The sequence below is a fragment of the Halopiger aswanensis genome (genome assembly GCF_003610195.1).
GTDB classification, from domain to species: Archaea; Halobacteriota; Halobacteria; order Halobacteriales; family Natrialbaceae; genus Halopiger; species Halopiger aswanensis.
Genome location: NZ_RAPO01000003.1, coordinates 636,820 through 650,396 on the forward strand (window position 1 = coordinate 636,820; position 13,577 = coordinate 650,396).

The window sequence follows — 13,577 nt, forward strand, 5'->3', positions numbered from 1 at the left end:
GGTCCAAGGGGCAGCCGACGGACTCGGAACGACGAGCGGCCTTACGTCCCGTGATCCCAGCTATCCATGTAGTCGCGCTGGGTGTCGGTCAGCGAGTCGAACTCGACGCCCTCGGCCTCGAGTTTGATCTCCGCGATTTCCTTGTCGAGTTCGTCCGGCACGTCGTGGACGCCGGGGCCGTACTCGTCGCCGTTCTCGAGCATCTCGCGGACGCAGACGGCCTGCACGCCGAAGCTCTGGTCCATGACCTCGACCGGGTGGCCCAGCGAGATCGGGGCGGCGAGGTTCACGAGCCGACCCTCGGCGATGACGTTCAGCCGCCGGCCGTCGGCCATCTCGTAGGCCTCGACGCCGTCGCGGGCCTCGTAGCGGTCGACCGCGAGGTCGTCGAGCGCGTCCAGGTCGATCTCGATGTCGAAGTGGCCCGCGTTGGCCAGCAGGACGCCGTCTTTCATCTTCTCGAAGTGTTCCTCGACGACGACGTCGCGGTTGCCGGTCGTCGTCAGGAAGACGTCGCCGACCTCGGCGGCCTCGTCCATCGGCATCACGTCGTACCCCTCCATGTGGGCCTCGAGGGCGCGGCGGGGCTCGACTTCGGTGACGATGACGTTCGCGTTCTGGCCGGCGGCCTTCTTCGCGACGCCCTTGCCGCAGTAGCCGTAGCCGGCGACGACGACGTTCTTGCCGGCCCACGAGAGGTTCGTGGTCATCGCAATAGAGGCGAGGGAAGACTCGCCGGTCCCGTGGACGTTGTCGAACAGCCGCTTCATCGGCGTGTCGTTGACCGCGAAGACGGGGTACTCGAGCGCCCCGTCGTCGTCCATCGCACGAAGGCGGTGGACGCCAGTGGTCGTCTCCTCGCAGCCGCCGATAATGCCGTCGATCAGTTCGGGGTAGTCCTCGTGGATCGCGGCGACGAGGTCCATCCCGTCGTCGACGGTGATCGTCGGCTCGTGGGCGATGACGGCCTCGATCGCGGCGTAGTACTCCTCGTCGTCGACGCCGCGTTTGGCGTAGCTGGTGATGTTCTCGTGGGTGTCAAGCGCCGCCGAGACGTCGTCGTGGGTCGAGAGCGGGTTGCAGCCCGTCACTGCCACTTCGGCCCCGCCCTCCGCGAGCGTCTCGACCAGCATCGCCGTCTTCGCCTCGACGTGCATCGCCATCGCGATGCGCTCGCCCGCGAAGGGCTGCTCGGCGACGAACTCCTCGCGAACGGACTCGAGGATGGGCATGTGCTGGGCGGCCCAGTCCATCTTGCGACGGCCCTCCTCCCGGGCCGACTCGAGGTCCTCGAGTTGCTCGCTGATCGGCGGATACTCGGATTCGATATCGAGTTCGGTCATGGGTCGACTGAGTGGGACCGGGGCCAAAACGCTACCGAACCGGGCCGACGACCGATGGCGTAGTACTCGAGGGGCGCTCGAGAGTGCAAAACGAGAATTGACCGGCGAACGGCGAGAAAAACGAAAAACGAAGCTGAACTGGTGGGTGTCGATAGGGGTGGGGGTGTGCGGGTCCGGACCCGCGTTTGGGGTGTCGATCGAAGCGGTCGTCAGCGCACGGTGGCCCCTGTTCCCGGTGGCCGCTCGTGCGCGTCGCCGCGCTCGATACCGGCGACGGAACGTGCCTCTGACAGCGTGCGGATCGATCGATTTTCGTCGACCGGTATCGAGTTCATCGTTGCGTTCGGTTCAGTTCCTCAGTTCGGGCCGGCGTTGTCCGGCGGTCCGCCACCATTGCCGGCATTTCCGTTGCCGTTACCGTTGTTCCCGTCGTCATCATCGTCCGACTCGTCGCTGTCGTCCTCGTCTTCGTCGTCCGATTCATCGTCATCGTCGTCCGACGGGCCAGCGTGGTCCGGCGGCCCCTGCTTCTTGTCGTCATCGCCGTCCGACTGCCCGGCGTGTTCCGGCGGCCCCTGCTTGTCGTCATCGTCGTCGTCACCCGGCGGGCCCGCGTGGTCCGGCGGCCCAGCGTGATCGGGGGCGTTACCGGGGTTGTTCTCGACGACGAAGTCCGCCACGGCGAGGCCGAGCGGCCCGTCGGTCTCGTTGCGCTGTTGCTCGACGAACTGCGAGACCAGCGCACCGAAGTTGTCGACCTCGAGTTCGCTCAGCGGCTCGAGGGTGGCCGTCGTCTCGGCGGTGCTGCCGTTGACCGTTGCGGTGATCGCCACGTCGACGCTCTCGTTGTCGGTCGGCGCATCGAGGGTGACAGTACCGTCCTCGTCGGTGGTGTACGTACCCGTGTCCGCGTACGAGGCCTCTTCGCCGTCGGCGAGGGTCACGTCGACGGTCGCGCCCGCGACGGGTTCGTTATCCGCGTTCGCGTCCGTGACCGTCACGGTCGCGTCGGTATCCTGTGCGACGTTGATCGCAGGATCAACGCTCTCGTTCGCTGCAGCGACTGTTGCGATGCCGCCGCCCGCGAAAAGAACGGACAGCAGCAACGCTGCCGCCAGCATCACTGCGAGTGGTTTTGCGTTCCTCATCCGCTCGAGACATACAGGATTACTTGAATAAACCCCGACGGCAGTTCTGACGGATTCGTCGATTCCAAAACGGCCTCAGAAAAAGTTAGACAGTTTATAGGGGCGTCTGAACGTTCAGTTCCGGTTCCTGGATCTGCGATTATTACGGATCATTTCGCCTCACTCTTCGCCGCTGGCCCGGGCCGACAGCGCTTCGGCCGCCTCCTGGGCCCGTTCGCGAACCGCCACCTCGTCGAGGGTTAGCACCTCGCGGTCGCGCATGAGCACTCGGCCGTCGCAGACCGTGTGGCGGACGTCGGCCGCCGCCGCGGCGTAGGCGAGGTGGCTCACCAGATCGTGGCGCGGCGTCAGGTGGGCCGTCTCGAGGTCGATCACCGCGAGGTCGGCGGGCGCACCTTCCTCGAGGCGACCGCTCTCGAGGCCGATCGCGTCCGCGCTGCCTCGGGTCAGCATCTCCGTCACCGCTTCCGCCGGCACCGCCGAGGCGTCGTCGGCGGCGAGTTTACCGAGCATGGCCGCGTCGCGGGCCTCGTCGAGCATGGAGAGGTCGTTGTTCGAGGCTGCCCCGTCCGTGCCGAGTCCGACGGTGACGCCGGCGTCGCGCATGCGCTGGACCGGCGCCATCCCGCTGGCGAGTTTCATGTTCGAGGCGGGGCAGTGGATCACACCTGCGCCCGCTTCCGCGAGCAGTTCGATCTCGCTGTCGTCGACGTGGACGCCGTGGGCGAGGAAGTCCTCGGGCTCGAGCATCCCGCGCTCGGCGGCGTAGGCCAGCGGGCGGACGCCCTCCTCCTCGACGATCGGCGCGACCTCGTCAGCGGTCTCGTTGGCGTGGTAGTGAATCGGGACGCCGGCCTCGCGGGCCTTCGGGACGAACTCCTCTAAGTACTCCGTCCCAACGGTCGTCAGCGAGTGGGGCATGAAGGCGGTCGAGATCCGGCCGTCCGCGGTGCCGTCGTACTCGCGGGCGACCTCGAGGCTCGTCTCGGCGTCCGCGCGGGCGCCCTCGTCGTCCTTGGCGACGGTGACGATGCCGTGACCGAGGCGGGCCCGCAGCCCCGCCTGCTCGACCGCGGCGGCGATCTCGGGGACGTGGAAGTACATGTCTGCGAAGGCCGTCGTCCCGGACTTGATCATCTCGAGGAGGCCGAGTTCGGCGCCGATCCGGACGTCCTCGGCGGTCAGTTCGCCCTCCGCGGGCCAGATGTCCTCCTGGAGCCACGCGTCCAGCGGTTTGTCGTCGGCGTAGCCCCGAAGCAGCGTCATCGCGACGTGGCAGTGGCCGTTGACGAAGCCGGGGGTCACCAGCGCACCCTCGGCGTCGAGGGTCTCGTCGCCCTCACCCGCGAGGTCGGATCCGATCTCGAGGATTTCGCCGGTGTCCTGGTCGACCAGTACGTCCGCACGCGTCACCGTCGCGTCGGGTCGGAGCACCCGGCCGCCGGTGATCGAAAGCGTCGTCATGGACCGTGGTTTCGCCCCGCCGGGCCTTATACTGTCGATCCCGGTTCGAGCGGCGCGAGCGACTCGAGCGATGGACGCGGCACCCACCACCGTTTCAACTGGAACCCCCTTCGAGCGTTTTTGGAGCCGGCAAACCGTCGGCGGATTTATCTTCTATTTTGGATAACAGGAGGGCATGAACGGACCCGAGGACGGTGCGGCCGGTGATGGCGCCGGCCGCAGTCCAGACGGCAACGAAGCCGGGGGAACGGATGGGGATGGGGATGGGGACGGAGACGGCGGCTTCGAGTTCGGCCCCGACCGCCAGACCGTTCCCGACGAGCGGGGCGGTACCGGTTCGAACCGAACGACGGCAGACGAGGACGGGGGGATCGCCGTCGATCTCGCCGACGATCGGACGGCCGAACCGTCGGGGACGGATCCCGGTGCCGAACCGACCGCCTCGAGCGCCGGCGCCGGTCCCGATCCGGCCACTATCCGCACCTGGTCGACGCTCCTACTCGCGCTCGCGATCGCGGCGTTCGGGACGGCAGTCGTCATCGTCGCGACTACCGACGATCCGACTCCCGCCGCCGGCGCGGGGGCCCTCGGGGTCGTGTTCGGTGCGGTCGGCGCCACCGCCCGGTCGGGACGGACGCGGCTCGTCGCTACGTTGGCGGCTGGCTGGGACGAATACCGCCGTTCCGTCTGGTTCGCGACCGGGTTGTTCGCGATCGGGACCATCGGCGGCATCGCCCTCCTGCTGGCCGGCTACGACCTGCTCGAGATGGTCGCCGAACTCTTCGAGGAGATGCTCCCCGAACTCGAGGACGAGGCGGGTTCGATCGAACTGACCGCTACGTTCTTCATTCTGAACAACTCGCGTGCGTTCCTGATGGCGATCGCCGGCGCGCTGACGCTCGGCCTACTCACGGCGTTCGTGATGGTCTTCAACGGGATCATCATCGGCAACATGGGCGCCTCGATCGGGCAGAGCGTCGGCATCGATTACATCCTCGTCGGGCTGGCGCCCCACGGGATCTTCGAACTCCCCGCGCTGTTTATCGCCGCCGGCGTCGGGTTCCGGATCATCTACCGCTTCGGCGAGCGGGTCTTGGGCTCCCGCGACGCCTTCTTCACGAAGCCGTACCTCGCCCGCACCGCCGCACTGATCGCCTTCGGCTGGCTGCTGCTGGTGCTGGCGGCGTTCGTCGAAGCCTACGTGACGACGGTGCTGCTCGAGTCCCTGTTCGCCGACCGACTCGCGGGAATGGGTGGGACGGCTATCCCGTAATTTTCACCCGTATGGAGAAGACGATCGAAATATCGGGTAAATCGATCGCGTACCTCCTCTACGCGGTCACGCTGGGTATGTTCGTACTGTTCCTCTTTACGATGGTAGGGACCGACCGTCCCTCCGCGGTCCCGTTAGGCGTCTTTTTTGCGTCCGTGCTACTCGCGATGGTCGTCGGCCTGTGGCGATGGAAGACCGGGAGGGAAGGAGACCACCTCGGTACGGCCGGCGACCTCGTGTACGATCCGCTCGCTCCCGGGCAAATGGCGAAAGAAAGATGGCTGCAGTCGATTCGCCGCCTTCCCGGTGCGGACCTCGACGGCGACGAAGAGGACGAGAACGACGGCGAAGACGAGTCGGAGTGATCGCTCGGCGGTCCGTTCCGAGCGCTCAGCGATATAATCGACGAACGGCGATCGCGTCTCGAGTGCACGCCTGCGTGGCCGCTGCCGAACTGTTCGATACGATCGTTACCGACCCCACTTCTCTGCTCCGAGCCTACGGCCGATCCCGCTCGAGAAAACTCGGCTGTCGGACGCGCTCGGTGCTGTCGTCCGGCAGCGTATCGATCCGATAGCCCTGTAGGGAGGTCGGGAGGCCGCTCTGATCGCCGTCTTCCCCGTCGGCCTCGTCTGATTCGGGATCCGCGTGCGGAGCGACCAGCGGCGTGACATCGGTGAGTTCGTCGGCCAGTCGCTTGCGGAGCTGTTGACCGTCGTCGACCTCCGGCTCGAGTTGTCGGACCCGCTGGCGACCCTTTCGGTAGGCTAGGTCGACGAAGCGGCGATCGTAGGCCGTTTCGACCGCGTCGGCGAGTCGCTCGCGCTCGTCCGGATGGGCTTCGCCCAGACACTCGGCGACGCCGAGCGCGAAGGCGCGGCGCAGCGCCTCGTCACGGTTCTCGAGCGTGTCCCAGTCGGTGCCGAATGTGCGTTCGTACATCGTCGTTAGCTCTGGACCTTCTGATCCGGGTGGACGCGCAGGCCGCGGTCGGTGAACTCGAGGGGGCGGATGTCGCAGTCGATCTCGGTCCCGCGCATCTTGATGAGCTGGAGCCCGCGGGTCATCCCGCCCGACTCGAGGTAGTTGTGCATGAACAGGACGCCGTGGGCGAGGTAGTGGCCGTCCGAGTAGGAGGTCGGATCGGTCATCTCGGAGACGACCAGCACCGTCGCGTTGGCGCGTTTAAGCTTCGTCAGGAAGGTGATCAGCTGGTCGACCTCGTCGGAGAAGTAGTACTCGAGCAACATCGTCGAGTCGATGACGACGCGTTCGACGCCGTTGGATTCGATGTAGGAGACGAGCTTGTTCGTGAGGTTCTCCACGTTGTCGGGGCCCTCGCTGCCGCCGCGGGAGGACGACGAGAAGAACCGTTTCGTCTCGCTCGCGAAGACGTCCATGAACTTCATCTGGCCCGCGTTGACGGCCTGGTCGAAGCCGAACTGGAACGACGACATGTCCGCGACGAGTTCCTGCTCGGACTCGTGCATGCTCACGTAGAGCCCCGTTTCGCCGTTGAACGCGCCCTTGGTGAGAAACTGGGCGCAGAAGGTCGTTTTGCCGCTCCCCGGCGGGCCGCTCACGATGTAGAGCCGGTCCCGCAACAGCCCGCCGTCGACTAACTCGTCGAACCCCGGGACTCCCGTGGAGAGTCGCATCGTTAAATCCAGGGTAGTCACCGAATAAATAGATTCCGCAGTGGTGTAATATCGATAACTAGTGTTATCGTACGCGAGCATCAGTTTGCCTGTCAGGTCGGCGCGTTCGAGACGCGGAATCTTCCGGCCCTCGTAGCGACGACCCGCTTCATCGCTTCTCGCGTCCTTCCCGTCGGCGAGCGGCAACTCGTGTCGCTCTCGGCAGGACGTCGCCAGTCGGTGAATTACGGGGCTGTGGCGCCTACTTAACTATACGACGGCCCGACGCCCCGCTCGAGGCCACGGTCGATCCGAACCAACGACCAGCACGAACGACCCATGACCGATCACTCACCCGACGACGCCGACCGCTCGGCCGGATCGGCCCGCGCTCGAGGCGCACAGCACGACGACCGGACGCCGACCGATAGCTACTGCTCGTGTTGTCGGGTCTGTAACTGCTACCGCGACGCGCCGGCACCGGACGAACGCGGAGCCCGCGACGAGCATCACGACGGCGGTGGCGGCGACCGCGACCACGAGGCCGGTCACAAGCACGACCACGACCACGACCACGACCACGACGGCGGCGCCCACGTCGACCACGCCGGCCACGAGGCGATGTTCAAGCGCCGCTTCTTCGTTTGCTTCGCGCTCGCGCTCCCGGTGCTGTACTTCAGCCCGATGTTCCAGGAGTGGTTCGGCTATACGGCGGTGACGTTCCCCGGCAGCGAGTACGTCGGCCCCGTGCTCGGCGTCGCCGTCTTCGCCTACGGCGGGATCCCGTTCCTCCGGATGGGCGCCATCGAGGCCCGCAACCGCGAGCCCGGGATGATGTTGCTGATCTCGTTGGCGATCACCGTCGCCTTCGGCTACAGCCTCGCGGCCGTCGCCTTCGGTCTCGGCGAGCCGTTCTTCTGGGAACTCGTGACGCTGATCGTCATCTTCCTGCTGGGCCACTGGATCGAGATGCGGTCGGTCCGCCGGGCGTCGGGCGCGCTCGACGAACTCGCCGCACTGATGCCCGACACCGCCGAGCGGATCACCGACCCCGAAACGGGCGAGATCGAGGAGGTGGCCGTCGACGACCTCGAGGAAGGCGACCTCGTGCTCGTCCGCCCCGGTGCCAACGTCCCTGCGGATGGCGTCGTCGAGTCCGGCGAGTCCAACGTCAACGAGTCGATGGTGACCGGCGAGTCGAAACCGGTCGCCAAGGAACCGGACGACGAGGTCATCGGCGGGACGACCAACCGGGACGGCAGCCTTCGAGTTCGCGTCGCCGCGACCGGCGAGGAAACGGCGCTGGCGGGGATCGTGCGACTCGTCGAGGAGGCTCAGCAGAGCCGCTCGCGGACGCAGGTGCTGGCCGACCGGGCCGCGGGCTGGCTGTTCTACGCCGCGCTGGGCGCCGCGGCGGTGACGGCCGTCGCCTGGTCGCTCGCGATCGGCTTCGGCCTGCCGGTCGTCGAGCGCGTCGTCACCGTCCTCGTCAGCGCCTGCCCGCACGCGCTCGGGTTGGCGGTCCCGCTGGTCGTCGCGATCAACACCTCGACGGCCGCGCGCAACGGGATGCTCGTCCGCGACCGGATCGCGATGGAGCAGGCGCGGAACCTCGATACGATCGTCTTCGACAAGACCGGGACGCTCACCGAGGGCGAGCAGGGCGTCGTCGACGTGGCGACGACCGACGGCTGGACCGCGGAGGACGCGCTGGCGCTCGCGGCCGCCGTCGAGCGCGACTCCGAGCACATGATCGCCCAGGCGATCCGCGAGGAGGCCGCCGAACGCGACCTCTCTGTGCCCGCCGTCAACGGGTTCGAGGCCCTCGAGGGTCGGGGCGTCCGGGCGACGGTCGAACCCGAGGCGGTGCCGGCCGTCGCGTCCGGCGGGGACGGCTCGAGCGAGCGCGAGCCTGCGAACGGCGCCACCGCAAGCGACGGCCACACCGTCGCCGTCGGCGGCCCGAACCTCCTCCGGCACCTCGAGGTCGAACCCGGCCCCGGCCTCGAGCGATTCGCCGACGAAGCGGGATCGCGCGGCGAGGGCGTCGTCTACGTGCTCCGCGACGAGCGGGTCGTCGGCGCCGTCGCGCTGGCGGACGTGATCCGCGAGGCGAGCTACGAGGCGATCGAGGCGCTCCACGAGATGGGTGTCGCGGTCGCGATGCTGACCGGCGACGACGCCGACGTCGCCCACAGCGTCGCCGACGATCTCGGCATCGACACCGTCTTCGCGGAGGTGCTGCCCGAGGACAAGGACGAGAAGATACAGGAGCTACAGGAGCGGGGCCACCTCGTCGCGATGGTCGGCGACGGAGTCAACGACGCGCCCGCGCTCACGCGCGCCGACGTGGGGATTGCCATCGGTTCCGGGACGGACGTCGCCGTCGAGTCAGCCGGTGTCGTGCTCGTGGAGAACGATCCGCGCGACGTCGCCCGGCTCGTTCGACTGAGCAGAAAGAGCTACCGGAAGATGCAGGAGAACATCGCCTGGGCGGCCGGCTACAACGTGTTCGCGCTGCCGCTGGCCGCCGGCATCCTGGCGCCGGTCGGAATCGTGCTCTCGCCCGCGGTCGGCGCGATCCTCATGTCCGCGAGCACGGTGATCGTCGCGATCAACGCGCAGTTGCTGCGGCGGGTCGATCTCTCGGTGTGACGCCGATTCGCCGGGATGAAAAGACAATTCCCGACCGACCCCGAAAGGAGAGCAAATGCGAATCGCCGTTCCCAACAAGGGCCGCCTGCACGAGCCGACGATCGACCTCTTAGAGCGGGCGGGGCTCCACCTCGAGAACGGTGCCGACCGGAAACTCTACGCCGACACCGTCGACCCCGACGTCTCCGTTCTGTTCGCCCGCGCGGCGGACATTCCGGAGTACGTCGCCGACGGCGCGGCCGACCTCGGCATCACGGGCTACGATCAGGTCTGCGAGGCCCGCGTCGACAACGTCTCCGAACTACTGGATCTGGAGTTCGGCCGCTGCCGACTCGTCCTCGCCGCGCCCGAGGACGGCGACATCGAGTCCGTCGCGGACCTCGAGGGCGGCACCGTCGCCACCGAGTTCCCGAACATCACCGCGGATTTCTTCGCCGACGCCGGCGTCGACCCCGACATCGTCGAGGTCTCGGGCGCGACGGAACTGACTCCACACGTCGAGATGGCCGACGCCATCGTCGACATCACGAGCACCGGGACGACGCTGAAGATGAACCGACTGGCCGTCATCGAAGAGGTGCTCGCGAGTTCCGTCCGGCTGTTCGGGCGCGAGGACGTCCTCGAGGACCCGAAGGTCGAGGAGGTTCGGACCGCGCTGGCGTCGGTCAAGCAGGCCGAGGGGAAGCGCTACCTGATGATGAACGTCCCCGAAGGGAAAATCGAGGCCGTCCGCGACGTGATTCCGGGAATGGGCGGCCCGACGGTGATGGACATCGCCGACGAGAACGGCGAGGACGGCAAGGTTGCGGTCCACGCGGTCGTCGACGAGCGCGACGTCTTCGAGACGATCACCGAGGTGAAGAAGGCGGGCGCCGGCGATATTCTGGTGACCGAAATCGAGCGGCTGATCGAGTAAGCACGGCGGCCGGCGCCGGCGCGACGAGCGGCACGGACGCCGGTCGGGGCCGTCTCGATGGTTTTCGCGGTCGGTCGTCGCGGTCGATCTCGATTTCCCGGGCCTCACGATCGGTCGCGACCGCAGTTACGCGGGCTCGACCGGTGCGGTCCCGTCGACCGGGTCGTCCTCGAGGTCGGACTCGATCGCGGGGAGATCTCTCCCGCGCGAGACGACGCCCCGCTCCCGATCGTAGGCGACGAGTCCGCACGACTCGAGCAGCGGCAGGTGGGTCCGGCACAGCGAGACGTAGATGCGCTGGCGCAGTTCCAGCAGCGTCGTGACGACCGTCGGGTCGTCCTCGGCGTCGGCGAGAACGCCCGCGAGCGTCCGCACGGAGAGCCGCTCGTCTTCGTCGGCGTCGAGCAGTCGCCGGAGTACCGCTCGCCGCCGGTCGCTCTCGAGTGCCCGACGGCGCTGGACGGACGTGGGCGGCCGGGCGTTACCGAGGACCGCTCCGCGAGGAACGGTGGTGTTCGATCCCGCCTGGCGTCGATCCGAGTGAGTCGTCATGGACAGGCGTTCGTTACTGCGACCGACCGATAAACGCGAACGCTCGTTTCGACGGTCCCCGCCGCTTTCGATCAGTCTCGGCGAATTCAACGCCGTGAACGGTCGCGAACCGTGGCTCGAATCCCGCTGAATTCGATCCGAACCGTTCGGTAGGCCACCGAGCGGTCCGGGGCCGCTCACCGAAACCACTATACGATCTTGTGGAATGCTATCCATTAGCACGAAATGGTTCATTGCCCGGAGCGAGCGCTGCTGTCCGTACTCGACGAACGGGGGCCGACGAGAGTGACGGCGCTCGCGACCGAACTCGAGACCCATCCGATCACGATCACCCAGTACTGCGACGACCTCCAGTCCGACGGCTACGTCTACCGCGTATCGGCCGACGTCTACGCCATCACCGAAGCCGGACGCGAACGGCTGGCATCGCTCGCGGAGTGACGCGAGGCGGAAACTGACTCGAGCCGACACGGATCGATACGGATCGAACCGACCCGGATCGAACTGAACCGGATCGAACTGAACCGGACCGAACCGTGAACGATCGACCGAATCCGGATCCACCGTCGACCGCCCTGCGACCGTCCGAGAGTCGCGTTCAGTCCTCGATCGGCGGCCAGTGCCACGCGTCGGCCTTCACGACGCCCAGCAGTTTCCGGCGGCGCTCGGTGTGGTCCTCGAGCGCGTCGGCGAACGCCTCCTCCGAGACGGTCGGAATCCCGTCCTCGCGAAGTCGTTCGAGATCCGGCTCGGGCGGCACCTCGCCGGCGGGGTCGATGAAGGCGGTATCGAGCGTGTCGAGGTAGCTCTGGACGCTCGAGCGGGCGTCCTCGACGAGCGTCTGATTCGGCCCTTCGTCGTCGGGCATGCCGTACTCGTAGATCGTCAGCGCCTCGTCGAAGATGGGGACGGCCATCGCCGACGCTCGCTTCCCGCGCTCGCTGTGGTAGTAGTGGAGGATGGGGTAGGACTTGTGCTGGTCCGCGAGCAGGGACAGATCCGACGAGAGCGACTCGAGGGGCAACTCGAGGCCGCGGAACCGCTCGTCTTCGCCGGCCCAGCTCGTCCGGACGAACGCCTCGCTGCGCTCGCCGAGGCCGGTGACGTCGCTGGCGAACGAGCGCTTTTCCGACACCGCGCCGATCACCGCGATGATGTAGGAGATCCCGAGGGTAACGTAGGCCATCCCCGTCGCCGTCGTGAACGAACTGGCGATCTCCCAGACGTCCCCGGTCGGCGTGTAGTCGCCGTTGCCGTCGGTGAACATCGTGTACGCGACGTAGTAGAACCGGCCCGGCCAGTCGGCCGGCGCGCCGGTTCGCGTACTGATGAGCGCGATCGGGCTGCTGGCGAACACGAGCGTCCAGCCGAGCCAGAGCAGCCCGATCCACATCACGAGCGTCAGCACGAGGATGAGCGGCCCGGCGATGCTGAGTACCCGCGAGTGGTCGTTACTGACGCGGCGCAGGCCGTGCCAGACGACCGTCGTCAGCCGGCCCGAGAGCGGCCCGGAGCCGCCGTCGACCCAGAGCGTCGTCCAGATGATGTCCACGGTCGTCGCAACGAGCAGTACGAGTCCCGCAATGAGGAACAGCGGTTGCATTTCCCTTCCGTCACCGTACACCGGCCAGGCCCGTCAACGGTCGGCCGGCGAGACGCCGGATTGTTTCGAATCGATGGCGGTCGGCCACCCAATCGAGTCGGACGGCAGTGCCGAGACGACGGACTCGAGACGCGGCGAGTGGCAGCGGCTGGAGAAGGGCTCGAGTTACGACCGACGAGCGGTGATCGCGGTAGTCGGCGATCGATACTCGCGATCGATAGGCGGTGGTCAGTGATCGGTGATCGGTGATCGGGACCGAGACCGACGATCGATTGCCAAAGCCCGTTTCGGCGGCGTCGACACTCAGAGGTCGCGAACGAACGCCGTCGGAGGCGTTACTCGAGCAGGCCGAGGTCCTCGAGTCGGGAGACGATCTTGTCGACGGCGTGTTCGGCGTCTTCGGGCTTCTTGCCGCCGGTGATGACGAGCTTGCCCGAACCGAACAGCAGGGCGACGACCTCGGGGTCGTCGAGGCGGTAGACCAGTCCCGGGAACTGCTCGGGCTCGTACTCGATGTTCTCGAGTCCGAGGCCGATCGCGATCGCGTTCAGGTTGAGGTTGCGGCCGAGGTCGGCCGAGGTAACGATGTTCTGGACGACGATCTCGGGGTCCTCGTTGACCTGAATCTGGAGTTCACGGAGCTTGTCGAAGACGATACGCAGGCTCTCGTGAACGTCGTCGGTGCTCTTCGCGCCGGTACAGACGATCTTCCCCGACCGGAAGATCAGTGCGGCGGATTTGGGGTTTTGCGTTCGGTAGACCAGCCCGGGGAACTGCTCGGGGTCGTAGTCGGCCCCCTCGAGGTCCATCGCGACGCTCTGGAGGTCGAGTTCCTGGCCGATACCGGTCGACGCCACCACGTTTTCGATGTTGATGGTGTCCTTCGGATCCGTCATTAGTCGCTTAAAAAGACGTATTTAAGGTTTATAAAGGTTGGTGCCGCCGCATGATATATCCGGTTCGTTCGACGGTCACGGAACCGAATA

13 protein-coding genes are annotated in these 13,577 nt (G+C 66.9%); 5 read left to right on the top strand and 8 right to left on the bottom strand.

What is annotated here, in order from left to right:
• Window positions 1-41: 41 nt before the first annotated feature.
• From ATJ93_RS17115 to ATJ93_RS17125, 3 genes are all read right to left on the bottom strand, one after another.
• The gene (locus tag ATJ93_RS17115; RefSeq protein WP_120245863.1) at window positions 42-1,343 is read right to left on the bottom strand and encodes an adenosylhomocysteinase; all 1,302 of its coding nucleotides are present in this window, start codon (window positions 1,341-1,343) and stop codon (window positions 42-44) included.
• A gap of 356 nt (window positions 1,344-1,699) precedes the next feature.
• The gene (locus ATJ93_RS17120; protein ID WP_120245864.1) at window positions 1,700-2,491 is read right to left on the bottom strand and encodes an Ig-like domain-containing protein; all 792 of its coding nucleotides are present in this window, start codon (window positions 2,489-2,491) and stop codon (window positions 1,700-1,702) included.
• 159 nt (window positions 2,492-2,650) lie between these two features.
• Entirely contained in the window at window positions 2,651-3,955 is a 1,305-nt protein-coding gene (locus tag ATJ93_RS17125) for an amidohydrolase (protein WP_120245865.1), read from the bottom strand.
• Window positions 3,956-4,130: 175 nt separating this feature from the next.
• On the opposite strand from ATJ93_RS17125, the gene ATJ93_RS17130 reads away from it, so the two are divergent.
• Window positions 4,131-5,228 carry a stage II sporulation protein M gene (locus ATJ93_RS17130; RefSeq protein ID WP_120245866.1) on the top strand — a complete coding sequence of 366 codons (1,098 nt, stop codon included), beginning with the start codon at window positions 4,131-4,133 and terminating at the stop codon, window positions 5,226-5,228.
• A gap of 11 nt (window positions 5,229-5,239) precedes the next feature.
• Window positions 5,240-5,593 (top strand): hypothetical protein, encoded by a 354-nt coding sequence (locus ATJ93_RS17135; RefSeq protein WP_120245867.1) that lies wholly within the window; start codon window positions 5,240-5,242, stop codon window positions 5,591-5,593.
• A gap of 133 nt (window positions 5,594-5,726) precedes the next feature.
• On the opposite strand, the gene ATJ93_RS17140 is transcribed toward ATJ93_RS17135, so the two are convergent.
• Together ATJ93_RS17140 and ATJ93_RS17145 are read right to left on the bottom strand one after the other, a co-directional pair.
• Complete coding sequence (locus tag ATJ93_RS17140; RefSeq protein ID WP_120245868.1) at window positions 5,727-6,170, bottom strand: hypothetical protein; 444 nt, start codon at window positions 6,168-6,170, stop codon at window positions 5,727-5,729.
• 5 nt (window positions 6,171-6,175) lie between these two features.
• Window positions 6,176-6,886, bottom strand: coding sequence for an RAD55 family ATPase (locus tag ATJ93_RS17145; RefSeq protein ID WP_120245869.1), 711 nt, complete (start codon window positions 6,884-6,886; stop codon window positions 6,176-6,178).
• A 318-nt stretch (window positions 6,887-7,204) separates the two neighbouring features.
• On the opposite strand from ATJ93_RS17145, the gene ATJ93_RS17150 reads away from it, so the two are divergent.
• Entirely contained in the window at window positions 7,205-9,520 is a 2,316-nt protein-coding gene (locus ATJ93_RS17150) for a heavy metal translocating P-type ATPase (RefSeq protein WP_120245870.1), read from the top strand.
• Window positions 9,521-9,575: 55 nt separating this feature from the next.
• Window positions 9,576-10,436: an ATP phosphoribosyltransferase gene (gene hisG / locus ATJ93_RS17155; protein WP_120245871.1), complete on the top strand. Its 861-nt coding sequence runs from the start codon at window positions 9,576-9,578 to the stop codon at window positions 10,434-10,436.
• A 126-nt stretch (window positions 10,437-10,562) separates the two neighbouring features.
• Here the strand turns inward: hisG and ATJ93_RS17160 are convergent, their stop codons facing one another.
• Window positions 10,563-10,988, bottom strand: coding sequence for a DUF7344 domain-containing protein (locus ATJ93_RS17160; RefSeq protein ID WP_120245872.1), 426 nt, complete (start codon window positions 10,986-10,988; stop codon window positions 10,563-10,565).
• Between the two features lie 225 nt (window positions 10,989-11,213).
• Between ATJ93_RS17160 and ATJ93_RS17165 the strand changes: the two genes are divergently transcribed.
• On the top strand, window positions 11,214-11,429 hold the full coding sequence (locus tag ATJ93_RS17165; protein WP_120245873.1) for a MarR family transcriptional regulator: 216 nt from the start codon (window positions 11,214-11,216) through the stop codon (window positions 11,427-11,429).
• Between the two features lie 157 nt (window positions 11,430-11,586).
• On the opposite strand, the gene ATJ93_RS17170 is transcribed toward ATJ93_RS17165, so the two are convergent.
• On the bottom strand, window positions 11,587-12,591 hold the full coding sequence (locus ATJ93_RS17170) for a potassium channel family protein (protein WP_120245874.1): 1,005 nt from the start codon (window positions 12,589-12,591) through the stop codon (window positions 11,587-11,589).
• 335 nt (window positions 12,592-12,926) lie between these two features.
• A complete protein-coding gene (locus ATJ93_RS17175; RefSeq protein WP_004267580.1) occupies window positions 12,927-13,487 on the bottom strand; it encodes a TATA-box-binding protein in 561 nt (186 codons plus the stop codon).
• Window positions 13,488-13,577 lie beyond the last annotated feature (90 nt).

Excerpts from the sequence above, each read along its gene's own strand:
- ATJ93_RS17115 (WP_120245863.1), bottom strand. The coding sequence starts at position 1,343 with ATGACCGAACTCGATATCGAATCCGAGTATCCGCCGATCAGCGAGCAA.
- ATJ93_RS17120 (WP_120245864.1), bottom strand. The coding sequence starts at position 2,491 with ATGAGGAACGCAAAACCACTCGCAGTGATGCTGGCGGCAGCGTTGCTG.
- ATJ93_RS17125 (WP_120245865.1), bottom strand. The coding sequence starts at position 3,955 with ATGACGACGCTTTCGATCACCGGCGGCCGGGTGCTCCGACCCGACGCG.
- ATJ93_RS17130 (WP_120245866.1), top strand. The coding sequence starts at position 4,131 with ATGAACGGACCCGAGGACGGTGCGGCCGGTGATGGCGCCGGCCGCAGT.
- ATJ93_RS17135 (WP_120245867.1), top strand. The coding sequence starts at position 5,240 with ATGGAGAAGACGATCGAAATATCGGGTAAATCGATCGCGTACCTCCTC.
- ATJ93_RS17140 (WP_120245868.1), bottom strand. The coding sequence starts at position 6,170 with ATGTACGAACGCACATTCGGCACCGACTGGGACACGCTCGAGAACCGT.
- ATJ93_RS17145 (WP_120245869.1), bottom strand. The coding sequence starts at position 6,886 with ATGCGACTCTCCACGGGAGTCCCGGGGTTCGACGAGTTAGTCGACGGC.
- ATJ93_RS17150 (WP_120245870.1), top strand. The coding sequence starts at position 7,205 with ATGACCGATCACTCACCCGACGACGCCGACCGCTCGGCCGGATCGGCC.
- hisG (WP_120245871.1), top strand. The coding sequence starts at position 9,576 with ATGCGAATCGCCGTTCCCAACAAGGGCCGCCTGCACGAGCCGACGATC.
- ATJ93_RS17160 (WP_120245872.1), bottom strand. The coding sequence starts at position 10,988 with ATGACGACTCACTCGGATCGACGCCAGGCGGGATCGAACACCACCGTT.
- ATJ93_RS17165 (WP_120245873.1), top strand. The coding sequence starts at position 11,214 with ATGGTTCATTGCCCGGAGCGAGCGCTGCTGTCCGTACTCGACGAACGG.
- ATJ93_RS17170 (WP_120245874.1), bottom strand. The coding sequence starts at position 12,591 with ATGCAACCGCTGTTCCTCATTGCGGGACTCGTACTGCTCGTTGCGACG.
- ATJ93_RS17175 (WP_004267580.1), bottom strand. The coding sequence starts at position 13,487 with ATGACGGATCCGAAGGACACCATCAACATCGAAAACGTGGTGGCGTCG.